This is a genomic window from Pseudomonas sp. NBRC 111130, assembly GCF_001320485.1.
Taxonomy (GTDB): Bacteria; Pseudomonadota; Gammaproteobacteria; order Pseudomonadales; family Pseudomonadaceae; genus Aquipseudomonas; species Aquipseudomonas vlassakiae.
In genome coordinates this window covers 23999-46803 of sequence record NZ_BCBG01000043.1, presented here as the reverse complement: position 1 = coordinate 46803, position 22805 = coordinate 23999, and the positions used below count along the sequence as shown (strand labels likewise).

Here is a 22805-nt window from a genome sequence, read left to right as displayed (position 1 = left end):
TTCGGCGTTTGCTGAACTACCGCGCGCTTAGAAGCAAAAGCAGAGCAACAGCAAGAGCAACAGCAAGAGCAACAGCAAGAGCAACAGCAAGAACAACAGCAAAAGCAACAGCAAAAGCTGAACCATGGGCTTCGTGGACAGGATGGCAACAGTTGACCACCCGCCACCCCCCGCGTAGCCTTGCGACTTCGAGGTTCTTCGGCACTGCCGAAGCTAAGACGGGAACGCGGTACAAGCCGCGGCTGCCCCCGCAACTGTAGGCACCGACAATGGGTCGACACAGCCACTGCGCCACCGCGCGGGAAGGCGTCACCCCGCCAGATGCTTGATGCTCTGGAACGGTGCAAGCCAGGAGACCTGCCTCGAGACGATTTCGACTTTCAACCGGGCGGGGTGATCCGGTGGCGAACGAGCCCGGCCGGCCTTGCCTGCGGCTTTCGTCCCGTGTGCCCGCACCAACCTGCCAAGGGCAACGCGACATGAAAACACTGGCCAAGCTCCCCGTCACCATCGTTACCGGCTTTCTCGGCTCGGGCAAAACCACCTTGCTCCGCCACATGCTCGACAACGCCCAAGGCCGCCGCATCGCGGTCATCGTCAACGAATTCGGCGAGCTTGGCATCGACGGCGAAATCCTCAAGCAATGCAGCATCGGCTGCACCGAGGAAGAAGCCAGCGGCCGCGTCTATGAACTCGCCAACGGCTGCCTGTGCTGCACCGTGCAGGAAGAATTCTTCCCGGTGATGCGCGAACTGGTCGCACGCCGCGGCGACCTCGATCACATCCTCATCGAAACCAGCGGCCTGGCACTGCCCAAGCCCCTGGTGCAAGCCTTCCAGTGGCCGGAAATCCGCAACGCCTGCACCGTCGATGCGGTCATCACCGTGGTCGACAGCCCGGCCGTGGCTGCTGGCACCTTCGCCGCCTACCCGGACCAGGTCGACGCGCAACGCAAGCTTGATCCCAACCTCGATCACGAATCGCCACTGCACGAACTGTTCGCCGACCAGCTGGCCAGTGCCGACCTGGTGGTGCTGAACAAGGCTGACCTGATCGACGCCGAAGGCCTGGCCAAGGTGCGTGCCGAAGTGGCCGAGGAGCTGCCGCCAGCCGTCAAGGTAGTCGAAGCCAGCAGCGGCCGGCTGCCGCTGGAAGTGCTGTTGGGCGTAGGCGCCGAGTCCGAGGCGCACATCGATGGCCGTCGCACCCACCACGATTCCCACCATGACGGCGATGACCATGACGATCACGACCATGATGCCTTTGACTCGATCTCCATCGACCTGCCCGAAGCTGACGAAAGCCTGCTGCTCGATGCCCTGACCCAGCTGGTGGTGGAATTCGGCATCCTGCGTGCCAAAGGCTTCGCGGCCATCCCCGGCAAGCCGATGCGCCTGCTGGTACAGGGCGTGGGCACCCGTTTCGACAAGCACTTCGACCGCGCATGGCGCGCTGACGAACCCCGCATCACCCGCCTGGTGCTGATTGGCCAGGACCTCGATGCGGTACAGCTGGAAGCGCGCCTGCGCCAGGCCCTGGGCGCCTGACCCATGCACCTGCTGCGGACCCAGCCCGGCGGCTTCGTGCCAGACGACAGCATTGCCGACCTCGGCCAGACGCCCGCCGACCTAGTGATCCTCTGCAGCGGCGACTCGCACCTGGCACTGCTAGCCGAAACCGCCGAGCAACTGCCAGACGATTTCCCCAGCCTGCGCCTGGCCAACCCGATGCAGGTGCAGAACCATGCCTCGGTCGACTTGTATGTCGACGAGGTCCTGCGCCACGCCAAGGTAATCCTGGTGTCGCTGCACGGTGGCGTCGGCTATTGGCGCTACGGCGTCGAGCAGCTGGTCGAACTGGCAACGCGGGGCGTGCAGCTGATCCTGGTCCCCGGCGATGATCGCCCGGACCCGGAGCTGACCGGCCTCGGCACGGTCACCGGCGAGCCGGCCGAGCGCCTCTGGCACTACTTGCGCCAGGGCGGCAAGCGCAATGCCATCAACCTGTTCAACTGCCTGGCCAACCAGTGGCTGGGGCGTGACTACCCTTGGGACGAACCGCAGCCTTTGCCGCGCACTTCGGTGTATCACCCGCGCCTCCCCGGCGCACGGCTCGAAGACTGGTACAGCCACTGGAACAGTGAGTATCCGGTGGCACCGCTACTGTTCTATCGTTCTCACCTGCAGGCTGCCAACACCACATTCATTGACGTGTTCTGCGAGCGCTTGCAGGCCGCCGGCCTCAACCCGCTGCCCATCGCGGTGGCGAGCCTCAAGGAAAGTGCCTGCCTGGAGCAGGTCGAAGCCTGGCTGGACGAAGTGGGGGCCGAGGTGTTGATCAACACCACCGGTTTTGCCCTTTCCAGCCCGGAACGGCCCAACCTGCGCCCGTTCCGTCGTGATATCCCGGTGTTGCAGGCCATCTGTGCGCAGGACAACCAGCCCGGCTGGGAGGCCAGCGAGCAGGGCCTGGGTGCCCGCGACCTGGCCATGCACATCGCCTTGCCCGAACTGGACGGGCGCATCATCACCCGACCGGTCAGTTTCAAGGACATGGCCTGGCGCAGCGAGCGCAGCCAGTCCGATGTGGTCTGTTACCGTGCCCACCCCGAGCGTATGGACTTTGTCGCCGAGCTGGCACGGCGTTGGGTAGAACTGGCGCGCCTGCCCAATGGGCAAAAGCGCGTGGCCCTGGTGCTGGCCAACTACCCGACCCGCGATGGCCGCATCGGCAATGGCGTCGGCCTGGATACCCCGGCTGCTGCCCTCAACATCCTCAAGGCACTGCAGGCCGAAGGTTATCCGCTTGCAGAGCTGCCAGGCAGCGGCACGCAACTGATTCATCAGCTGCTGGGCGGGGTGACCAACGACCTTGAACACCTCGACCAACGCCCGTGCGCCCAGAGCCTGAGCCTGGCGGACTACCACGCGGCCTTCGCACGCCTGCCAAAGGCCAATCGCCAGGCCGTGCTGGAGCGCTGGGGGCCGCCCGAGCAAGACCCGATGTACCGCGCTGGCCGCCTGATGGTCGCCGGCCTGCGCTTTGGCCTGACCTTCGTCGGTATCCAGCCAGCGCGCGGCTACCAGGTCGACCCCAGCGCGGTGTACCACGACCCGGACCTGGTGCCACCGCATGGTTACCTGGCGTTTCACTTCTGGTTGCGTCATGCCTTTGCTGCCGATGCCGTGATCCACGTCGGCAAGCACGGCAACCTGGAGTGGCTGCCCGGCAAGGGCGTCGGCCTGTCCGCACACTGCTGGCCGGACGCGCTGCTCGGCCCGCTGCCGAATATCTACCCGTTCATCGTCAACGACCCGGGCGAAGGCGCCCAGGCCAAGCGCCGGACCCAGGCGGTGATCATCGATCACCTGATGCCGCCGCTGACCCGCGCCGAAACCTACGGCCCGCTGCGTCATCTGGAGCAGCTGGCGGACGAATTCTACGAAGCCCAGCTGCTCGACCCACGGCGTGCACGAGAGCTGCAGCGCGACATACTCGAGCTGGTCAAGGCCAACCATATCGACCGTGAGTTGCAGCTGGAGGGCCAGCTGGACGATGCCGCGGTGTGGTTGCCGCGCCTGGATACCTACCTGTGCGACCTGAAGGAATCGCAGATCCGCGATGGCCTGCATGTATTCGGTCAGTCGCCGCAGGCGCGCCTGCGCCTCGATACCTTGCTGGCTTTGCTGCGCGTGGAGCGGGGCGATGGTCGCGGTGGCAATGCCAGCTTGCTGCGGACCCTGGCCAAGGCACTGACGCCGGGCTTCGATCCCCTCGACTGCGACCTTGGCGAGGCCTGGTCAGGGCCACGCCCGGCGATGCTGCAGGCCGTGCAAGCGGGCGCTTGGCGCACTGCTGGCGATACCCGCGAGCGCCTTGAGTTGCTTGCCTTGCGCATCATCGAACAGGCCCTGGAAGGGCCGGCGCAGCTGCCCGAACAACCGCAATGGCAGCCAGTGCACGACGTGCTGGACGCCCTGCGCGAGCAGGTCGCCCCTGACCTGGATGCGTGCGGCGCTGCGGAGATCAATGGGCTGCTGGCCGCGCTGTGCGGGCGTTTCGTACCGGCCGGTCCCAGCGGTGCACCCAGCCGCGGCCGCCTGGATGTACTGCCCACCGGGCGCAACTTCTACACCGTCGATGTGCGCAACCTGCCCACCACCACCGCCTGGCGCCTGGGGTTCGCCTCGGCCAACCTGATCCTCGAACGGCACCTGCAGGACCATGGCGACCATCTGCGCCAGCTGGGCTTGTCGGTGTGGGGCACGGCGACCATGCGCACCGGTGGCGACGACATCGCCCAGGCCATGGCATTGATGGGGGTGCGCCCGGTGTGGGCTACCGGCAGCCAGCGCGTCGACGACTTCGAGATCCTGCCACTGAGCCTGCTCGACCGCCCACGGGTGGACGTGACGCTGCGCGTCTCGGGCTTCTTCCGCGATGCCTTCGGCAACCTGATCCGCCTGTTCGATGCGGCGGTGCAGGCAGTGGCGGCACTGGACGAGCCGGACGACCTGAACCCCCTGGCCGCACGGGTGCGCAGCGAACGCGCCAGCCTGCAGGCGCAGGGCGTGGATGCCGAACAGGCGGCGCGCCAGGCGGGATGGCGGGTGTTCGGGGCCAAACCAGGCGCCTACGGTGCCGGCGTGCAGAACGCCATCGACGGCCGCCTGTGGCACAGCCGCGAAGACCTCGCCGAGGTATACCTCAATCATGGTGGCTATGCCTACGGTGGCCGCGATGAAGGCACCCCGGCGCGCGCTCAGTTCGCCCGGCGCCTGGGCCAGGTGCAGGCGGTGTTGCAGAACCAGGACAACCACGAGCACGACCTGCTTGATTCCAACGATTACTACCAGTTCCAGGGCGGCATGCTGGCCGCGTCGGAGACCTTGTCCGGTGGGGCAGTGGCCAGTTATCACGGCGATCACAGCCAGGTCGACCGGCCGCGGATCCGTACCTTGAAGGAAGAGCTGAACCGCGTGATCCGTGCCCGCGCCCTGAACCCGAAGTGGATCGACGGGGCGAAACGCCATGGCTACAAGGGTGCGTTCGAGCTGGCCGCGACCGTCGACAACCTGTTCGCCTTTGACGCCACCACGCACCTGATCGATGACCATCATTACCAGTCGCTGGCCGATGCCTACGTGCTCGACCCGGCGACCCGCGACTTCATGCGCGAGCACAACCCCGAGGCGCTGCGCGACCTCACCGAACGCTTGCTGGAAGCCCAGCAGCGCGGGCTTTGGGAAGCCCCCGGTGACTATCGCGAGGCACTTGAGGAACAGTTGCTCGACGGCGAGGAACAGCCTTGAAATGAGTGAACCCGTGCAATTCCCACTGGCGGCCGTGGTCGGCGCCGAGGACCTCAAACTGGCCCTGTGCCTCACCGCCATCGACCCGAAGATCGGCGGCGTGCTCATCGAAGGCCCGCGCGGCATGGCCAAGAGTACCTTGGCGCGTGGCCTGGCCGACCTGCTGGGCGAGGGCCCGTTCGTGACCTTGCCGTTGGGCGCAAGTGAAGAGCGTTTGATAGGGACGCTGGACCTGGATGCTGCACTTGGCCAGGGCAAGGCGCAGTTTAGCCCCGGTGTGCTGGCCCATGCCGATGGTGGCGTGTTGTATGTCGATGAAGTCAACCTGCTGCCCGATACCCTGGTCGACCTGCTGCTGGATGTGGCTGCCAGTGGTACCAACCGCATCGAACGCGATGGTATTTCCCATCGGCACAGTGCCCGTTTCGTGCTGATCGGCACCATGAACCCCGAGGAAGGCGAGTTGCGTCCGCAATTGCTCGACCGCTTCGGCCTCAATGTGGCGCTCGATGGCCTGCCGGCTCCAGAGGCACGCCAGCAGATCATCCGTCGGCGGCTGGCGTTCGACAGCGACCCGCAGGCATTCTGCGAGCAGTGGGCCAGTGCCCAGGCGCTACTGCGCGAGCGCTGCCAGGCGGCGCGCCAGGGGCTGGCGGCGATTGCCCTGGACGATCAGGCCCTGGCCTGGATCACCGAGCGTTGTTTCGCCGCTGGCGTCGATGGCCTGCGTGCCGATCTGGTCTGGCTGCGAGCTGCCCGTGCGCATTGTGCCTGGCGCGGTGGGCAGGCGATCGAGGAGGGGGATGTCGACGCCGTGGCCGAATTCGCCTTGCGCCATCGCCGGCGCACGCCAGCCGAGGTGCCAGCCTCTGCGCCGCCCGGTGCAGCGGATGGCCGCGACAGGCAAGGCGAGGGTGGCCAGGGCGATTGGGGCGCACTGCCGGCGCAACCGGTGAGCAGCGGCGCACGGCGAGAGGTGCCGAACTGGGCAAAAAAGCCCTGAGCATCCGCCAACCAGATTTGCAGCTGGCGGATGCCATGCCTCGTGCCGGAAAACTGCCAGGTGCCAGCCGAGGCCGCAGCCGTGCAGCCTCCTCTGGCCGGGTGGCCTGGCTGCCGACCTTGCTCAAGGGCCGCCCACGGTTGCGCCAGGACCTTTGCTGGCAGCAGCGCCAGGCGCAGGCCAATGAACTGTGGCTGGTGATCGTCGATGCATCGGCTTCCACCCGGCGCCACCAGGCGCTGGCGCAGTGCAAAGGCCTGCTCGCCGAGTTGTTCGACCAGGCCTATCGGCAACGCGCCCGCCTTGCGCTGCTCACGGTCAGCGGTGGCGCTCCACAGTGGCAGCGTCATGGCCTGAAGGCGTCGGCAAGCCTGCAGCCTTGGCTGCAGGCCCTCGGGGCTGGCGGCGGCACGCCTTTGATCGCAGCGCTCGATCAGGCCAGGCGCTGGTTGCAGGCCCGGCACAAAGCCCATCCCCACGAGTTGCAGCGCTGCCTGGTATTCACCGATGGTCGCCTGCAGCGTTGCAATGGCGTGCAGCCCATGCCTTGCGCAACGGTGCTGGTTGACATGGAATTGGCGCCAGTTCGCCTTGGCCGGGCGCACCAGTTGGCCACGCAATTACAAGCCGTCTATCAGCATCTTGAGCAATTCAAGGTAAAGCAGTGAATAAGGTGGGGCGGGATGGGCGCGACACTATGTCGCAATAAGAAAGTTGCCTGGCAGGCTATCGCTAAGTTGCTCAAGTGCGTGCCGGGCACGCACTTGCAAAGGCGCAACGCGATTATTTCGGCATTGACCAAGGTTGCAGATCGTAACCTTTCTGGGACAGTTCGGCGCGGACTTCCTCGATCAGGCTGGCCCACTGTGCAGGGTCCGAGTAGATACGCGACGATACTTGTTTGCTGCCGATACGGGTGCTGGTCCGGTCGATCACCGCAAGGCTCAGTTCGCCTGTACCGTTGGGCGCATCCCAGGCAACGCACTGGAAGGGTTCGAATGCGTGGTCGGCAATCAGCAGTGCCTCGTTGACACGGAGCGGTGCATTCATGGTTCGGTCTCTCTATGGTCCCAAACAGCGAAGTGAGGTCCGCGTAACTGCTACGTCGCTTCAGGTGTTATCGCGATCCGCAGCGCGGGGTTACTCGTACTGATGCTCCAAGTTAGGGGTGGAGTCACACAGCGCATGTAAAATTTTTGCCGGTTACAGATTTTTTGTTTCCCGGCGCCGCTGTGACGCCAATGAATATGAAAAATTCCCGAGCCGGTTTGCTTCGTCAGAATCCGGCAGACAAACGGTCGTGGGCAGCGTCAAGTTCGTTGCTACTGTTAATTCGGCGCCGCAACTTACTGTTTTAACGAAAAAAACCAACAATTGGCGCCAAGGAACGGTCATGCACGAGACTGCCGCCCTGCGTCGCTTGCTCATCGTCGACCCCTGCGACGATTGTCACCGTCTGCTACCCGGCTTGGAGAGTGCCGGCTGGGAGGTTCACAGTTGTGGCCTGGACCAGGCCCTTGAGCACCGTTGTGATATCGGGGTGTTGCGCCTGCAGGCCTCGCACTTGCGGCATCCGGACGCGGTCAAGGACATGATCAAGCGCAGCAACACCGAGTGGATTGCCGTGCTCAACGCCGAGCAGTTGCGTATGCAGAACGTCGGTGACTTTGTCTGCGAATGGTTCTTCGATTTTCACACCTTGCCGTTCGATTACTCCCGCGTGCTGGTGACATTGGGGCGAGCATTCGGCATGGCCCGCCTGCGCGGCAAGGGCACGGTGAGGGTGGATGGGCTGGAGCATGAACTGCTCGGCGACAGCCGGCCGATCCTTGAGTTGCGCAAATTGCTCGGCAAGTTGGCGCCTACCGAATCGCCTGTGCTGATCCGCGGCGAGAGCGGCACCGGCAAGGAGCTGGTGGCGCGGACACTGCATCGGCAATCCCAGCGCAGCGAAATGCCGTTCATCGCCATCAACTGCGGGGCGATCCCTGAAAACCTCATCCAGTCCGAGTTGTTCGGGCACGAGAAAGGGGCCTTTACCGGTGCCCATCAACGCAAGGTCGGGCGGATCGAGGCAGCCCATGGTGGCACCTTGTTCCTCGATGAAATCGGCGACCTGCCCCTGGAGCTGCAGGCCAACTTGCTGCGTTTTCTGCAGGAAAAACACATCGAGCGGGTAGGTGGAAGCCAGCCGATACCGGTCGACGTGCGGGTACTGGCGGCAACCCACGTTGACCTTGAAAAGGCCATCGAACAAGGGCGCTTTCGTGAAGACCTCTACTACCGGCTCAACGTGTTGCAAGTGGTGACAGCGCCGCTGCGTGACCGGCATGGCGATCTGTCGATGCTGGCCAATCATTTTTCCCACTTCTACAGCCTGGAAACAGGCCGCAGGCCCCGTTCATTCAGCGACCATGCGCTGGCAGCGATGGGGCGGCACAACTGGCCGGGCAATGTCCGTGAACTGGCCAACCGGGTCAGGCGCGGGCTGGTGCTCGCCGAAGGGCGCCAGATCGAGGCCCAGGACCTTGGCCTGCAGGGCCTGGAGCAGGAAGAGCAGCCGCTGGGCACGCTGGAAGACTACAAGCACCGGGCCGAGCGCCAGGCGTTGTGCGATGTGCTGGACCGGCACAGCAATAACATGAGCATTGCGGCGAAGGTGCTTGGTGTATCACGGCCAACGTTCTACCGGCTGCTGCACAAGCACCAGATTCGTTGATCAGCTGGATTGGGCGATATGCCCGTCAGACAAGTCTTCCAGCGGCTCTTCCTCGCCAGGTAGCGCGGTGATCACGCTGAAGTCACTGATCTCGACCTCGCCGCCGCCGTAGCCGAGCAGGTGGAAGGAAAACGCCTTGCGCATCGTCGGATTATCGAACCCGAACTCGATTTCCAGGGGTTCGTCGGCCGTCACCCGGATCTCTTCGGGCAACCCCAGCGGCACATCCTGTTCCAACTCCTTGGCCTTGAGCTGAATGTAGGCCGCGTGCTGCCGGTCCAGCGAACGCACCTTGACCCGCACCCGGGTGTGCGAGCCTTCGGGCATTTCCAGGTACTGTGCGCCGATCAGGTTGTCAGCCCAGTCGTCGCGTATGCGCGCCTGCAACTGAATGGCGGACGGGCCGCCGAACTGATAACGCAGGTTGAGCGGCGTCTGCAAAAGCGACTGGTCGAGCACACCGGCCAGCGCGCCAATCTGTATACCCAGGGTGCTGTCGCCAGGGCCGAGGTAGCGGGCCTTGTCAGCTATGAAGCCTGGGCTGTCATAGCGGCGGCAACGCTGCTGGAAATCGCACTCGGTGAAAACGCCCTTGCCATCGTGGTAGCGCAGCATGCCGTTGGTGTAGGAAATCATCTCCCGGCCACTGTCGTAATCGCGGTACAGCGAGCGCCCGCCAAGGGCGACCGGTATCGGCAGGGCAAAGTAGTCGAGCAGCGACGTGGCCAGGTCGATGTGGCCGTAGGTACCGGTCTTGATGTGCGGCAGTTGCGCCTGCTCCGGTGCCAGGGTCAGGTTGAAGCCCCAGGACGAGGCCAGACGCACGCCATCGATACCGTGGGATTCGTCAGAGGTCACCACTACCAATGTGTCCTTGAGCACGCCCTGACGTTCGAGGTTGTCGAGGAAGGCACCGATAGCATCGTCGAGGTAGGCAACCGCCGCTTGCTTGGCGGTGTCGTAGCGCTGCAGGTAATCGTCGGGAGCGGAGTAGGGCTGGTGGGTACCCACGGTGAGCAAGGTGAGCATCCATGGGCGGTCTTGCTGGCGCAACTGGCCGACATAATCCAGGGCCCCTTCGAAGAAGGCCCGATCGTCCTTGCCCCACGGGAATTCCAGGTAGTTCTTGTTGCTGAACCACTCCAGCCCGTGCACCGAGTCGAAGCCGATATGCGGCATGATCCGGTCCTTGGCCATGAAGCGCAGGCCCGCGCCTTGCAGGTAGTGGGTGGTGAAGCCTGCCTGGCGCAGCTGTGCTGGCAGGCAGGCCTGGTTGCGCTGCTGCTGGGTGAGCAGTTCGACCCCCTTCGGTGTGCCGTTGGCCAGCTTGTCATAGTCGCCACACAGCATCGCGTACAAGCCGCGAATGGTCTGGTGCGTATGCAATACGTAGTCCGGGGTGTTCATGCCTCGTTCCGCCCAGTGGCTGAGCTTGGGCATCAGGTCTTCATCGAAGCGGCTGTGCAAGGCCTGGCGGTTGGGGCGCACATAAGCGCCGGGGATGCCTTCGAGGGTGATCACCAAGAGGTTTCGGGCACGACCTGGTGCGGCCAGCAGCTTTTGCCCGCTCAGGTCATGCTGGGTCAGGCCGGCACTTGGCAACGGCGTGACGGCGGGAGCCCGACCGGCCCAGTGCTGGGCGTGACGCTCCAGGTCGCCGACGGCCGCAGACAGCAGCTGATGAGCAAGCGTGTACTGGCGCCACTGGTCAGCGTCACTGGGCGCCAGGTGCTGGCTGCCCCAGTGTGCAGCGAACAACAGCGCCGGGATGGCCCAGGCCTTGCGCGTGAACTTCGCACCCGGCTGCCTGCGGCTGCGCCAGGCGCTCCCCAGCCAGACCAGCAGGCCGCCCGCGAGCAACAGGGGCAGCCAGGCATGGGCCAGACCGCCGCCGGTGGAGTTTTCCATGAATTGCGGGTCGAACAGATAGCTCAGGTCGGCACTGGTGGGCAGCCTGCCCACGGCGCTGACCAGCTCGGCCGAAGCCACCCACAGCGCGGCCCAGGCCAGCAGAACCGGCAGCGCCAGCCACCATGCGCGGCGCTGCAACAGCAGCACCAGCAGACTACCTAGCGCCAGGTCCGACAGATAGCCATACGGGCTGGACCAGCCCAGCAGGGCGCGCACGACCAGGGGAATCACCAGTACCAGTGTTGCCAGGGCAAGCAGCCGGGTGCGTGGTGGGCCTTGCAGGTTCTTCACGAAAACTTTCCTTTTTGCCATGAAATCGTCACAAATATGTGCGCGATGATAACAGGCCGATCCCCCGGAAAGCCGTTGCCTACAAGGTTGGTAACCAATTGGGGCGCGATGCGCCCCGACGGTCAGAAGTAGTACGGGAATTTCAGGCTGAAGGAAAAGTCGGGTGCATCATCTGTCAGGCCAATCGACAAGTTCGGTACGATCGTCAGGTTGTTAGTGGCGGCAAAGGTCAGGCCGACGTTGAAGTTGGCCGCGTTATAGTCACTGTTGGTGATCGACTGCCAATCACCCCCGTCGGGCTTGATCTTGCTCTTGCTGGAAAACTGGTCGGTCACCGAGAACGACATGCTCATCTTTTCGTTCAGGGCGAACGCGATACCGCCGCCGATCTGCCAGGAATCGCCCAGCTTCACGTCACCTGGCACCTTGGTGTTGACCTGCGGGCTGATGTCGCTGAACGAGTCCTGCATGTTGTAGGTGTATTGCAGGCTGCCGAATAGCACGGCCGGGTCGAACGTCTTGACCAGCGAGATACCTGGCGAGATCGACCAGACACCATTGCCCGTAGGCAGATCTTCCGGCACCGCCAGGTTGTCGTTGCCAGGGCTCTGGATCAGCTTGATGCCATACGGATCCTTGCCAGTGGGTGCTTTTACCCGCAGCGTGGCCACGGCGTCGGGCCAGGTTTCGTCCTCGTCGAGGAATTTGTAGGCGATACCCACGTTGACGTCGCCGATGGTCGGGTCGCGGGTCACCGATTCATCGTTGGTGGTGCCAGCAGCACCGCCTGCACCACCCGACGAATAGGTGGACTGGCGATACACGATGGGGACGTTAATATCGAACTGCCAGCGTTGATCCACGTTGTAACGGGCCGTCAGGTCCAGGGTCCAGTTGTCGGCCTTGATGCGGTCGATGTTGATGTTGCCCAGAAAGATCGAGTCCAGCGCCAGGAAACCGTTGAGGGTCAGCGCACGGGTATCGTAGTGGGTGTAGGTCAGGCCGGTTTCGACACTGAACTTGCCGCCACCGAAGAAGCCGCTCGCTTCGTCGTACAGGTTTGACACGCTCTGCGCCGGCTCCGAGTTGTCCTGCAAGGACTGCCCGTAGGAGCTGCCGCTGCTACCCGGCGTGCCGGTGGCTACGGTCTGGCCACCTTTCACCCCCTCCGCAGGGGACTTGGTCAGGCGCTTCGGTGCTGGCTGAGCGGGGGCCTCTTCGACCTGCTTGAGCCGTTGTTCAAGCACCATCAGTGCGTTCTGTTGGGCTTCGTAGCGCTGTTTCAGCGCAATCAGTTCCTGTTTGAGTGCTTCGACCTGAGGGTCGGTTGCCGCTTGCAGCAGAGTGGCCGGGGCCAGTGTTGAAATACAAACGATAGCTCTGAACGTCGACAAACGGTGCATGGATTAGCCGTCCCTTCTGACTACATACGATGAGACATGAGCGTAGTTCAGTATCCGAGATTGCGAAGGCCTTTGAGCTGCTCAAGATTGGCCCCCATGGCCCCGGCCATCGGCGCGCTGTCACGCAACACCACATTGAGCGAGGTCAGGTTGCTGACCCGGTTGCTGGAGCCGAGCAGGGTGGTGTTCTGCATCAGCCCACCTTCGCCCAGGCGCTGCAGGCTGCTGCCCTGGTTGCCGTTGGCAATGATGTTCATCTGCACGCCAGCGCTGCTGGACGACACGCTCATCGAGCCCGCGCCGTTGGACCCCACCAGGGTGGAGCCGGCCGCCAGGGCCTGGCCCTGTGGTTGGTTGGCAGGCGCTTCGTTGCCCTTGGTGACGTTGATGTCGACATTGTTGTGGGCCGTGTTGAAATCACCGGCCGCGCGTACCACCTGGGTTACCCCCTCGGTGGTGTTGAGGCCGCTGCCGCCAGTGACGGTACCGGTACCGGCGCTGCTGGTTCGGGCGCTGCCAGTCCCTTTTTCATCGATCATCGAGACATAGAACTGCGGTTTGATGGTCGATTGCTGGATTTGCATCGTCGAGGTCGCACCGATCACTTCGCCATTGGCGTTCTGCCAGGTACTGCTCATGACGACACCGAAGCTGACGATTCGCCCGGGCATCACGTAGCGCCCGCGCAGGTTCGCCAGTTCCTGATCCTTCAATTCGACCGGTTTCAATGTTTCTGCCTGGCTCGGCAGGCTGGCGGCAAGGCAAATGACTGCCAGCCACAGGGAAGTCTTCATGGGGTTCTCCCGGAGCGTCTTGCCCTACTTCATGAAAAGAAGGTGGTTAGAAGAAGTCGCTTTGAATGAAACCGAAGTCCATCAACTCTGCGTCCTGCACCGGCTGGAAGTTGCTGATGCGGTTCTTGGCGCTCAGCGGCAGCGGTGGGTCGAGCAGGATGTTGTTCTTGTCATAGCCCTTGCCGATGACGGCGAAGATGATGCCGTTCCAGCCTTTGACGAAATCATCGAGCTTGAAGCGTTTATGGCCGAGAACCGGATCGCCGATATACACCCAGCCCCTGTCGACTTTCTGCATGACCACGAAGTGCTTGTAGCCGCGGATGTCCATCAGCACGACCACGGGAATGCGGATGCTGTTGAGTGTGTCTGGGGCTACCTTATAGCCGCGTGCACGCATGCCCAGGCTTTCCACGTACTTCTTCATGTCGAGCATGGAGAACCCTTGTGTGCGCACCAGGTCCTGGTTGGCGTGGGCCAGCATGCCCTCGATTACCTGGTGTTCATCCACGTCCAGCCAGTAAGCCTGGCGCAGGATGGTCGCCAGCGACGCTGCTCCGCAGCTGAAATCGGTCTTCTGTTGCACCAGGTCGGCGAACTTGCGTTCGCGAACGCTCTGGATCGGTTTGTAGATGACTGCACCACCTGGCAGTACGGACAACGGCATCTGCGAGGCTTCGCCGACGCTGGCGATGCACAGCAGAAATGCCAAGGCGAAAATGCGCATGTTCGACGCCCCCTGCCTTCTTCTTGTTGGAAAGAGGCTCCCCGAAGGGAGCCTCCAGACCGCAGTGCTTACATCGAGGTGTTGGAGATGGCCAGCGAGTTGCTCTGCTGGTTGCCTACACCCGCTGCCACGTTCACGCCCAGGTTGCCGCTGCCACCGTTCACCGAACCACTCAGGGTGGCGGTGTTGGTCACAGGGTTGGCCCAGCCGGTCGGGGTCAGCACTTGGAACGACACGGTGTTGCTCAGCGCGTACTCGCTAGACTCGCTGAAGCTCTTCGAGATGCTGTCCGACGACTGCGATGCTTTTTCGCCGGCTTTCTCGTAAGCCGAGGCACTGGCTTTTTCCCATGCCGAGGCGTTGGCTTTCTCGTAGGAAGTATCGCGAGACTTGTCGTAGGACGAGTCATGGCTACGGTCATACGAAGAGTCATAGGCTCTGTCGAAAGACGAGCTGAGCGACTTGTCGAACGACGAGTTGCTGGACGAGTCATGCGACTTGTCGATCGATGCATCCAGCGATGCACTGAGCGATGCGTCGAAGTCCGAGCTGCGCGAGCGAGTGAAGTTACCGAAGGTTTGCGACGACGATGCGCTGCCATTGGCGCTGGCATCGAGCGATGCGCTAACCGTGGTGTTGGAGGACGAGCTGTGGTCGCGGCTGGACGAGCCGTTCGCAGCCCAGTTGTTGGAGCCACTGGCGCTCATGCTGTTGCTGCCGCTGGAGCTGCTGCTGTTAGAGCCGCTGGCGGTCATGCTGCTAGAGCCGCTGGAGCTGCTGCTTTTGCTGCCGCTGGCACTGGCGCTCTGGCTGCCAGATGCGCTGTAACTCGAGCTGGAGCTCTTGTCGACGCTGGCATCGAACGAACCGCTACGCGAGGCCGAACCACTCGAAGAAGTGGTGAAGCTCAGCGTGTCGATGGTGTAGGTGCGGTCGGCACGGTTGTTCACCTCCAGACCAGGGCCGTTCTGATCGGCCGAGGCGGTGGCGGTCGAGTTACCGATAGCCGCAGCGTTGTTGGCGATGGCCATGGTATTTTTCTGCTGGTTCAGGTCGCCGCCAGCGATGTTGATACCAATGTTGCCGCTGCTGCCGTCAGCCGAGCCGCTCATGACCGCAGAGCTCTGCGTCGACCAGTTGTTGACGGTGTTGTTGTTGCTGCGCTGGGTAACTTCAGCGGTAGCAGTAGAGGTGCCGAACACGAAGCTGTTGTCGATGTCGGCATTATCGGACGAAGTGTTGGCGATGGCCGCAGCGTTGTCCTGCTGGTTGCCGTTACCGGCGGCCACGTTGACACCTACGTTGCCGCTGGCGCCGGTACCGGAGCTGCTCATTTCAGCTTCGTTGATGGTGCCTTCGTTACGAATGGTGTTGCCGGTGCTTCTTTGGGAGTCGGTCGCTTCAGCGGTGGCGCTGGTGTAGACCGCCCTGTCCATTTGCCGGTGGTGGTTGTTATGGTTGTCGTGACCACGACGATTGTTCTGATCCGCTTGTGCAGCAACAGCCATGACCGCAGCAATTGCGAAAACCAGAGGCTTGATTGCCATCGAGGGTTTCATGGTGTTTCTCCGTCTTTTAGGTTAAGTGTTGTTCTTTACCTGTCTGGGTCAGTTCGCGACCCTAACGCTCAGGGTGTTTGCCGTCTGGTTACCCACCCCGGCGCTCTGATTCAGCTGAATGACCCCGCGGCTACCGGTGAATGCCTGATCACCGGTGGTGACCTGGCGATAGCCGGGTGAGGTATCAGCTGGATCGGAGCTGTTGATCAGCGCCACGTTCTGTTGCAGCAGGACGCTGTCATCGATGCTTTGCGGTTGTGTACTGATGCTGATGCGAAGGGCATTGGCCTGCTGGGTTGCCGCGCCGGCACTCTGGTTGACGCCCAAGGCGCCGTTGCCATGACTGAAGGCGTTGCCCTGAATGCTGGCGCTGGCGCCCATGTTCGGGTCGACGATGGACAGCTGGCGCTGACGAATTTGCGTGCTGGCAGCGGCCTCGTGCCCCGTAGCGAGTGCCCTGGCGTTGGCTTGTTGCTGTTGATCGCCAGCGGCCTGGTTAACGCTGAAATTGCCTTGGTACTGTGCGCCGGAACTGTCGATGTTGGCGTCGTTGATAACCGGAACCGGAGATTGTGCCAGCGCCGAGGCACTGCTCAGCAGGGCCAGGATAAACAGCGTCTGCCTCATCTCATTTGCCTCCGGTCAGGATCTGCAGTGGGGCAAGACCGCGCTGAACGCTCGAGTTGACCATGTTGGAAATGCCGTTGCCCGAGCCGGTGCCGCGGCCGGCAGCCTGGTTTGCCAGCTGCGTCTGATTGCCGATCTGGCCGCCAAGGTTGTTGGTCTGCTGAGTGACCAGCGAGGAAATCCCCGTGCCGCTGGTGATGCTGGCAAAGTCGCCATCGCTCAGTTCGTTGGTCTGTTTGAGAACGTATGCGGAGGGATTGGCATTGGCGGTGGTAGGGTTGGGGTCGGGCGCCAGGGGCGCTCGGATGGCCATGCGCGGTTGAACATCGCGGGTGATGACGATGATGCCGTTATCGGCCATCGCGGGCAGCACCGAGAACCCAGCACAACCGACCAGCAGCAGGCGAACAATGCCTTTATCCAGTTTCCCCATGACGGCTACTCCTTCTTTTGGCGCTGGTCTTGTGCAGCGTTGCGAAGGAGAAGAGCGAAAGCCGTGCCGTTTTTGGATAATGCTTTAAAATCAGTTGGTTGCGCGCATTGCCTGAAGTGGTCGTGAATTTGTTGTATCAGCGCTGAGACAAATTTTCAGTGAATTGGCGTTTGGCCCAGCATTTGCGTTACTCGAAGGGGCTTTTCGACGATTGTTTCACAACCTTGACACTGCCCCCACAAATGGCTGGGAGCCCACAGAAACGGGAGCTTGGCCTCAGCCAGGTGTGTCATGGGGTTAACACTCGGTGGGGCAGATCGGGGGTTTTCCCTGCAGCAGGCGCTGAACTGCAAGCAGGGCCGTCGCACTGCGTTGCGGCCAGTCTCCCTCAATGATCTGCAGCGCTTGCCCGTGGCGCTCCAGCCAGCGACGGCTGTCGTCGAAAAACACCTGGCGGTCGGCAAGGGCTGGCTGGCTGCGCTGGCCATCGTCGACCCAGCCTACGCCTTGCGGGCTGAGCAGCAGATGCAGGTCGTAGCGGCGGGCAAGCAAAGCCTGCTCCAGCCAGGGCGGGCACGCGGCGAACAGGGCCTGGCTCCACAGCATGTTGCTCAGCAGGTGGGTATCGAGGATCAGCAGTTCAGGCGCCTGCTGGCGGGCCTGGTCTTCCCAGGCCAGCTGGCCGCGGGCGATGGTGGGGATATCGGCATAGCAGGTGTCGCGGCATTCCTGGTCGATGAAGTGGCGAACGTATTCGGCCACCACGATGCCGCCGAAATGCGCCTGGATTTCACCGCTGAGCCAGCTTTTGCCGCTGGATTCGGGGCCGCACAGTACCAAGACCTTCATGCGTGCACCACAGCCGGGTCTCGGCGCCATTCCAGCCAGCCGCGTACCGCGATCAGGGTCAGTACGGCAAAGAAACCCGCCGTGAAGTACAGCTGCTGGTGCAGGTACTGGCCGACATAGACCACATCCACCACGATCCACAGTGGCCAGCATTGCACGCGTTTTTGCGCCATCCACAGTTGCGCGACCAGGCTGAAGCCGGTCAGCGTGGCATCCAGCCAGGGCAGGGCGGCATCGGTCCAGCCGGCCATCGCCGCACCGAGCGCCACGCTCAGCAGCAGCCCTGCCAGCAACCCGCCGAACAACGCCCGGGTTGGCAGGCGCGAGACCTGGCGAGCGTCCTCGACCCGGTCCGGGCGCTTCCATTGCCACCAGCCATACAACTGCAGCACGGCGTAGGCCAGCTGCAGCAGCATGCCCGAGTACAGCTTCACTTCGTAGAACAGCCAGCCATAGATCAGCACCATGACCAGGCCGATCGGCCAGCACCAGGCATTCTGTTTGACGGTGAGCCACACGGCGGTGACGCCGAGCACGGCGGCGAGGAGTTCGAGGCCGGACATCGGCGATCCCAGGTTGGCAAAGGGCGCCGATTGTAGCGTGTGCAGGGCAGCAGGTGTAGCGAGCAATCCGCAGCGGCCCGCCTGGCGGGCCGGTGATCACGCCCGGTTCAGACGCGGAATTGGCGCAGTAGTTGTTCAAGCTCCACGCTCAACTGCCCAAGCGCCGTGCCGGCGTCGCTGGACTGGCGCGCGGCATCGGCGGTCTGCTGGGACAAACTGGCAGTGTCCAGCACATTGCGGTTGATCTCCTCGACCACGTGGGACTGCTGCAAGGTGGCACTGGCGATCGACGCATTGAGCGCAGTGAGGTTATGCAGCGCCTGGCTGATGGCAACGAGGCTGGTGCCGGCCTCGCGGGCCTGGTGCACGGTCTGGCGCGAGGCCTCGCTGCTGGTATCGATGGCTTTGACCGCAGCATCGGACTGGCCTTGCAGGTGCTCGATCATGGTGTGGATTTCGGCCGTCGACTGCGCGGTACGTTGGGCCAGCAGGCGCACCTCGTCGGCAACCACGGCAAAGCCGCGGCCCTGTTCGCCAGCGCGAGCGGCTTCGATGGCAGCGTTGAGGGCCAGCAGGTTGGTCTGTTCGGCGATGGCGCGGATCACTTCCAGCACCCCGCCGATCTTCGTGCTGTGCCCGGCCAGCTCACGGATCACCTGGACGGCCTGGTCGATGGTCGCCGAAAGCTGATCGATCTGTTGCAGGCTGCCGTGAATGGCCTGCTGGCCGTGTTCCACCTGCTGCTGCGCGGCGCGCATCTCAGCGGCGGCCTGTTCGGCGGTCTTGGCCACGTCCTGCACGGCATAGGTGACTTCGTTGACCGCCGTCGCCACCTGGTCCATCTGCAAGGACTGCTGGGCGCTGTGCTGCTGAGCAGCGCCAGCGTTGTCGCCAACATTCCCGGCCGACTGCGCCAGGGCATGGGCGGCACCCTGAAGCTGGCCGATTACCCCTTGCAGTTTGCCGTTGAACTGGTTGAAGTGCTGGCCCAGGTGGGTGATCTCGTCATGCCCGTGGGTGTCCAGGCGGCGGGTCAGGTCGCTTTCGCCGCTGGCGATGTTGCCCATCGCCTGCACCGCTTCCTGCAGGGGGCGGGCAATGCTGCGGGCAATCAGCATGACCACCAGGGCCATCAGCACGGCGATGGCCAGGCCGACCAATGAGGCATCACGCAACTGGCGGGCGAATTCGGCTTGCACATCGTCGACGTAGACGCCGGAGCCGATGATCCAGCCCCAAGGCTCGAACAGCTGGATATAGGAGGTCTTGGCCACCGGCTCGCTGGCGCCCGGCTTGGGCCAGCGATAGTCGACCGGGCCGGCACCCTGGCTGCGGGCGAGGGCCACCATCTCGTTGAACACGGCGAAGCCGTCCGGGTCGCGAATGGCGGAAAGGTCCTGGCCATCGAGCTTGGGGTTGGCAGGATGCATGATCATCTTCGGCCCCAGGTCGTTGATCCAGAAATAGTCGTTCTGGTCGTAGCGCAGCGCCCGCACCACTTGCAGGGCCTGCTGCTGGGCCGCCTCGCGGCTGAGCGTACCGGCGGCTTCCAGGCCTTGGTAATAGGCCAGTACGCCAGCGGCGGTCTGCACCACGTGGCGGGTTTTTTCCGCCTTGGCCTGGTACAGATCGCCATGGATCTGGCGCAGCATCAGCAGGCCGAGCATCACCAGCATGCCCACCGCAACCACCAGAATCAGCCATAACCGACGGCTGATCGACATCGACCGCAATGCCTTCATCGAAAACTCTCCTGCATTGTTCTTCTTATTCAGGTGCATCCAAGCATGCTTTGCAGACGGCAGGCACTCGACTAATGGCTAAGTGCTAGTTATTGGCTACTCTGCCACAGGCTGAGCGCGCCTTTGCCTCGCCGCTTTGATAGGATCTCGGCCGGGCAAGATGAAACCTTTAGCCAAGGTGAACTTTTCCACTGGCGTAGGTCCCAGAAGTCGCTGTAAAAAGGCCGCGCCGCGTGCGGCAACCACAAGCAAATCAAGAATAAGGGGCCTGCAAGCAGCAGTGCTTCCTCGGGGGAATGATGGATTTTTGGACTGCCTTCCAGGCAATCATCTTAGGTGTGGTCGAGGGGCTCACGGAGTTCCTGCCCATTTCCAGTACCGGTCACCAGATCATCGTCGCCGATCTCGTCGGGTTTGGTGGCGAACGGGCCATGGCGTTCAACATCATTATTCAGTTGGCGGCGATCCTGGCGGTCGTGTGGGAGTTCCGCAGCAAGATTCTCGAAGTGGTGTTCGGCCTGGCCAACCAGCCTAAGGCCCGGCGCTTTACCGGTAACCTGCTGCTGGCGTTCATGCCGGCAGTGGTGTTGGGTGTACTGTTCGCCGACCTGATTCACGAATACCTGTTCAATCCGATCACCGTGGCGACGGCGCTGGTGATCGGCGGCGTGATCATGCTCTGGGCTGAGCGTCGCCAGCACACCGTAGCGGTCGACCATGTTGACGACATGCGCTGGACCCACGCCTTGAAGATTGGCTTCGTGCAGTGCCTGGCGATGATCCCGGGTACCTCGCGCTCGGGTTCCACCATCATCGGCGGCCTGTTGTTTGGCCTGTCGCGCAAGGCAGCCACCGAGTTCTCCTTCTTCCTGGCAATGCCGACCATGGTCGGCGCAGCGGTGTATTCGGGCTACAAGTACCGCCACCTGTTCGAACCAAGCGACCTGCCGGTTTTCGCCATCGGTTTCGTGACCTCGTTCATCTTCGCCATGATTGCTGTGCGGGCGCTGCTGAAGTTCATCGCCAACCACAGCTACGCGGCCTTTGCCTGGTACCGCATCGTCTTTGGTTTGCTGATCCTGGCGACCTGGCAGTTCGGCTGGGTCGACTGGGCGACGGCACACAGCTGACATGGCGCGGGCACAGCACACGGCGCCACGCGGCGCTGGACACACGCAGAGCGTGCGCAATGCGCGCATCAAGTTGCTGCTGCTGGCCGTGCTGTGTCTGTTGCCAGGGCTTGGCGCGGCGAAGATGGGCTGGAACGGGCAGAACTGGGTACCCCTGGCGATGTACCCGCTAGTCAGCCTGATCAGCCTGCTGCTGTACTGGCAGGACAAGCGCCAGGCCCAGGGCGATGCCTGGCGCACCCCAGAAAAGGTCCTGCATGCCAGCGAATTGCTGGGGGGCTGGCCCGGCGCCCTGGTCGCTCAGCAACTGTTCCGCCACAAGACGCGCAAATGGTCCTACCAGCTGGTGTGCTGGGGCATCGTGCTGCTGCACCAGGTGTTCTGGCTCGACTACCTGTTCCTGGGCAGCCGTTTCCTGCCTTTCAACTGATCAGCCCAGCAGGCCTGCCTGCAAACGTCTTGGCAGCCGCCGCACCACCAGTTGGTGCGAACGCTGGAGCAAGTCGCACAGTTCTTCACGGCCCATCGGGTAGGGTGGCGCCATGCTGATCCATTTCGCCCGTGCCAGATAGGGAGCGGGCCGCACACCCGGCCGGTCGCAATAGCCCAGGAACAACTCATCGGCCACCTTGAACGACAACCCGGCGCCAGCCAGGTCGAGCACCGCGAACATCTTGTTGCCGGCTACGGAGAACACCCGGACACCGCCCCATTTGTAGTCTTCCCGCGCACCCGGCAGGCTCAGGCAGAACGCCGCCACCTGGTCCTCGCTGATCGTCTGCCTAGACATAACGTTCCCCACACGCCTCGAACGACACCGCCAGGTGGTCTATCCATGCCCGCACGGCCGGTAACAAGCCACGCCGATGAGGATAGACCGCCTGCAGGTAGCCGCCTGGCAATGACCAGTCCGGCAGCAGCTTCACCAACTCGCCACGTTCCAGCTCCTCCTCGCAGAACATGCTGGGCAAAGCGGTAAAGCCCAGCCCGGCGCGCACGGCAGCGTTACGCACGACGAAATCGTCAATCGCCAGGCGTGGCTCCAGGGCGATTTCCTGTTGTTGGCCATTGGGCCCGAACAAGCGAAAGTGCACCAGCCGATCGGCTTCGGCGGCTCCCAGCACGGGCAATGTGGCCAATTCGGCGGGCTCGCGCAGGTGCTCGGCAAAGCCCGGCGCTGCCACCAGCTGCATTTGCGCCTGGCGCAGCCGGCGAGTGACCAGGGCCGGGTCCTCGTCGCCCAGGTCGCGCACGCGCAGGGCCACGTCGATGCCTTCGGAAATCAGGTCGACTCGGCGGTTGAGCAAGACCATGTCCAGTTGCACCTGTGGATACTGCTCGAGAAAGCGGCTGATGATGTCCGGGAGAAAGGCATGGGCCAAGGCCACCGGGCACGACACACGCAGCCGCCCGCGCGGCTCGCTGCTCATGCTTGCTACCACCTCGTCGGCAGCCTCGGCCTCCAGCAGCATGGCCTGGCAGTGGTGCAAGTAGCGTTCACCCACGGCAGTCAGTTTGAGCTGGCGCGTGGTGCGCTGCAGCAAACGGGTGCCGAGGCGTTCCTCGAGTTCGGCGATGCGCCGCGACAGCCGCGACTTGGGGATGCCCAGCTGGCGACCGGCTGCAGCAAAACCGCCGGCTTCGACCACCTGGGCAAAATAGAAGAGGTCATTGAGGTCTTGCATGGTACCGGCTCACTGTTCTACCTGTGGGACAAACTAACGCATTTTTAGCGACTTCTC

The 22805-nt window shown here is 63.1% G+C and carries 20 protein-coding genes, 1 pseudogene and 1 riboswitch; of the genes and pseudogenes, 7 read left to right on the top strand and 14 right to left on the bottom strand.

Annotated elements, in window-relative coordinates; all coding sequences use genetic code 11:
• Window positions 1–174: 174 nt before the first annotated feature.
• Window positions 175–380: riboswitch (cobalamin riboswitch) on the top strand.
• A 99-nt stretch (window positions 381–479) separates the two neighbouring features.
• Genes cobW through APH33_RS18335 form a run of 4 tightly spaced genes read left to right on the top strand, consistent with a single transcriptional unit; the run spans window position 480 to window position 6983 of the window.
• A complete protein-coding gene (gene cobW, locus APH33_RS18350) occupies window positions 480–1547 on the top strand; it encodes a cobalamin biosynthesis protein CobW (protein ID WP_054886517.1) in 1068 nt (355 codons plus the stop codon).
• 3 nt (window positions 1548–1550) lie between these two features.
• On the top strand, window positions 1551–5312 hold the full coding sequence (gene cobN / locus APH33_RS18345; RefSeq protein WP_054886516.1) for a cobaltochelatase subunit CobN: 3762 nt from the start codon (window positions 1551–1553) through the stop codon (window positions 5310–5312).
• Between the two features lies 1 nt (window position 5313).
• Window positions 5314–6315: an ATP-binding protein gene (locus APH33_RS18340; RefSeq protein ID WP_054886515.1), complete on the top strand. Its 1002-nt coding sequence runs from the start codon at window positions 5314–5316 to the stop codon at window positions 6313–6315.
• Window positions 6316–6350: 35 nt separating this feature from the next.
• Window positions 6351–6983 (top strand): VWA domain-containing protein, encoded by a 633-nt coding sequence (locus APH33_RS18335; protein WP_054886514.1) that lies wholly within the window; start codon window positions 6351–6353, stop codon window positions 6981–6983.
• 115 nt (window positions 6984–7098) lie between these two features.
• Here the strand turns inward: APH33_RS18335 and APH33_RS18330 are convergent, their stop codons facing one another.
• A complete protein-coding gene (locus APH33_RS18330; protein ID WP_054886513.1) occupies window positions 7099–7365 on the bottom strand; it encodes a hypothetical protein in 267 nt (88 codons plus the stop codon).
• A gap of 343 nt (window positions 7366–7708) precedes the next feature.
• Between APH33_RS18330 and APH33_RS18325 the strand changes: the two genes are divergently transcribed.
• Complete coding sequence (locus APH33_RS18325; RefSeq protein ID WP_054886512.1) at window positions 7709–9034, top strand: sigma-54 dependent transcriptional regulator; 1326 nt, start codon at window positions 7709–7711, stop codon at window positions 9032–9034.
• On the opposite strand, the gene APH33_RS18320 is transcribed toward APH33_RS18325, so the two are convergent.
• The 11 genes and pseudogenes from APH33_RS18320 to APH33_RS27985 all read right to left on the bottom strand — a co-directional run.
• Window positions 9035–11236 carry an LTA synthase family protein gene (locus APH33_RS18320; RefSeq protein ID WP_054886511.1) on the bottom strand — a complete coding sequence of 734 codons (2202 nt, stop codon included), beginning with the start codon at window positions 11234–11236 and terminating at the stop codon, window positions 9035–9037.
• A 122-nt stretch (window positions 11237–11358) separates the two neighbouring features.
• Window positions 11359–12639, bottom strand: a complete 1281-nt coding sequence (locus APH33_RS18315; RefSeq protein WP_054886510.1) for a hypothetical protein — start codon at window positions 12637–12639, stop codon at window positions 11359–11361.
• Between the two features lie 47 nt (window positions 12640–12686).
• Window positions 12687–13433, bottom strand: a complete 747-nt coding sequence (locus APH33_RS18310) for a hypothetical protein (protein ID WP_054886509.1) — start codon at window positions 13431–13433, stop codon at window positions 12687–12689.
• Window positions 13434–13479: 46 nt separating this feature from the next.
• Window positions 13480–14160, bottom strand: a complete 681-nt coding sequence (locus APH33_RS18305; RefSeq protein WP_054886508.1) for a C39 family peptidase — start codon at window positions 14158–14160, stop codon at window positions 13480–13482.
• A gap of 68 nt (window positions 14161–14228) precedes the next feature.
• Window positions 14229–15719 (bottom strand): hypothetical protein, encoded by a 1491-nt coding sequence (locus APH33_RS18300; RefSeq protein ID WP_054886507.1) that lies wholly within the window; start codon window positions 15717–15719, stop codon window positions 14229–14231.
• A gap of 48 nt (window positions 15720–15767) precedes the next feature.
• Entirely contained in the window at window positions 15768–16346 is a 579-nt protein-coding gene (locus APH33_RS18295; protein WP_054886506.1) for a hypothetical protein, read from the bottom strand.
• Between the two features lies 1 nt (window position 16347).
• On the bottom strand, window positions 16348–16779 hold the full coding sequence (locus APH33_RS18290) for a hypothetical protein (protein WP_054886505.1): 432 nt from the start codon (window positions 16777–16779) through the stop codon (window positions 16348–16350).
• 297 nt (window positions 16780–17076) lie between these two features.
• Window positions 17077–17628 carry an AAA family ATPase gene (locus APH33_RS18285; RefSeq protein ID WP_054886504.1) on the bottom strand — a complete coding sequence of 184 codons (552 nt, stop codon included), beginning with the start codon at window positions 17626–17628 and terminating at the stop codon, window positions 17077–17079.
• A complete protein-coding gene (pnuC, locus tag APH33_RS18280) occupies window positions 17625–18191 on the bottom strand; it encodes a nicotinamide riboside transporter PnuC (protein WP_054886503.1) in 567 nt (188 codons plus the stop codon). Before pnuC ends, APH33_RS18285 begins: the two co-directional genes overlap by 4 nt.
• Window positions 18192–18298: 107 nt before the next feature.
• On the bottom strand, window positions 18299–19033 hold the full coding sequence (locus APH33_RS27990) for a methyl-accepting chemotaxis protein (protein ID WP_371263257.1): 735 nt from the start codon (window positions 19031–19033) through the stop codon (window positions 18299–18301).
• 138 nt (window positions 19034–19171) lie between these two features.
• Window positions 19172–19843 (bottom strand): annotated as a pseudogene (locus APH33_RS27985) (cache domain-containing protein); the annotation flags it as partial.
• A gap of 389 nt (window positions 19844–20232) precedes the next feature.
• On the opposite strand from APH33_RS27985, the gene APH33_RS18270 reads away from it, so the two are divergent.
• Together APH33_RS18270 and APH33_RS18265 are read left to right on the top strand one after the other, a co-directional pair.
• Entirely contained in the window at window positions 20233–21063 is an 831-nt protein-coding gene (locus APH33_RS18270) for an undecaprenyl-diphosphate phosphatase (protein WP_054886520.1), read from the top strand.
• Between the two features lies 1 nt (window position 21064).
• A complete protein-coding gene (locus tag APH33_RS18265; protein WP_054886501.1) occupies window positions 21065–21493 on the top strand; it encodes a DUF1294 domain-containing protein in 429 nt (142 codons plus the stop codon).
• Here the strand turns inward: APH33_RS18265 and APH33_RS18260 are convergent, their stop codons facing one another.
• Both APH33_RS18260 and APH33_RS18255 read right to left on the bottom strand, forming a co-directional pair.
• Entirely contained in the window at window positions 21494–21853 is a 360-nt protein-coding gene (locus tag APH33_RS18260; protein WP_054886500.1) for an MmcQ/YjbR family DNA-binding protein, read from the bottom strand.
• Window positions 21846–22748, bottom strand: a complete 903-nt coding sequence (locus APH33_RS18255; protein WP_054886499.1) for a LysR substrate-binding domain-containing protein — start codon at window positions 22746–22748, stop codon at window positions 21846–21848. The genes APH33_RS18260 and APH33_RS18255 overlap by 8 nt, the downstream gene beginning before the upstream one ends.
• Window positions 22749–22805: the final 57 nt, after the last annotated feature.

Bases quoted from the DNA above. Each gene is read 5' to 3' on its own strand.
- cobW (WP_054886517.1), top strand. From the start codon at position 480: ATGAAAACACTGGCCAAGCTCCCCGTCACCATCGTTACCGGCTTTCTC.
- cobN (WP_054886516.1), top strand. From the start codon at position 1,551: ATGCACCTGCTGCGGACCCAGCCCGGCGGCTTCGTGCCAGACGACAGC.
- APH33_RS18340 (WP_054886515.1), top strand. From the start codon at position 5,314: ATGAGTGAACCCGTGCAATTCCCACTGGCGGCCGTGGTCGGCGCCGAG.
- APH33_RS18335 (WP_054886514.1), top strand. From the start codon at position 6,351: ATGCCTCGTGCCGGAAAACTGCCAGGTGCCAGCCGAGGCCGCAGCCGT.
- APH33_RS18330 (WP_054886513.1), bottom strand. From the start codon at position 7,365: ATGAATGCACCGCTCCGTGTCAACGAGGCACTGCTGATTGCCGACCAC.
- APH33_RS18325 (WP_054886512.1), top strand. From the start codon at position 7,709: ATGCACGAGACTGCCGCCCTGCGTCGCTTGCTCATCGTCGACCCCTGC.
- APH33_RS18315 (WP_054886510.1), bottom strand. From the start codon at position 12,639: ATGCACCGTTTGTCGACGTTCAGAGCTATCGTTTGTATTTCAACACTG.
- APH33_RS18310 (WP_054886509.1), bottom strand. From the start codon at position 13,433: ATGAAGACTTCCCTGTGGCTGGCAGTCATTTGCCTTGCCGCCAGCCTG.
- APH33_RS18305 (WP_054886508.1), bottom strand. From the start codon at position 14,160: ATGCGCATTTTCGCCTTGGCATTTCTGCTGTGCATCGCCAGCGTCGGC.
- APH33_RS18300 (WP_054886507.1), bottom strand. From the start codon at position 15,719: ATGAAACCCTCGATGGCAATCAAGCCTCTGGTTTTCGCAATTGCTGCG.
- APH33_RS18295 (WP_054886506.1), bottom strand. From the start codon at position 16,346: ATGAGGCAGACGCTGTTTATCCTGGCCCTGCTGAGCAGTGCCTCGGCG.
- APH33_RS18290 (WP_054886505.1), bottom strand. From the start codon at position 16,779: ATGGGGAAACTGGATAAAGGCATTGTTCGCCTGCTGCTGGTCGGTTGT.
- APH33_RS18285 (WP_054886504.1), bottom strand. From the start codon at position 17,628: ATGAAGGTCTTGGTACTGTGCGGCCCCGAATCCAGCGGCAAAAGCTGG.
- pnuC (WP_054886503.1), bottom strand. From the start codon at position 18,191: ATGTCCGGCCTCGAACTCCTCGCCGCCGTGCTCGGCGTCACCGCCGTG.
- APH33_RS27990 (WP_371263257.1), bottom strand. From the start codon at position 19,033: ATGGACCAGGTGGCGACGGCGGTCAACGAAGTCACCTATGCCGTGCAG.
- APH33_RS18270 (WP_054886520.1), top strand. From the start codon at position 20,233: ATGGATTTTTGGACTGCCTTCCAGGCAATCATCTTAGGTGTGGTCGAG.
- APH33_RS18265 (WP_054886501.1), top strand. From the start codon at position 21,065: ATGGCGCGGGCACAGCACACGGCGCCACGCGGCGCTGGACACACGCAG.
- APH33_RS18260 (WP_054886500.1), bottom strand. From the start codon at position 21,853: ATGTCTAGGCAGACGATCAGCGAGGACCAGGTGGCGGCGTTCTGCCTG.
- APH33_RS18255 (WP_054886499.1), bottom strand. From the start codon at position 22,748: ATGCAAGACCTCAATGACCTCTTCTATTTTGCCCAGGTGGTCGAAGCC.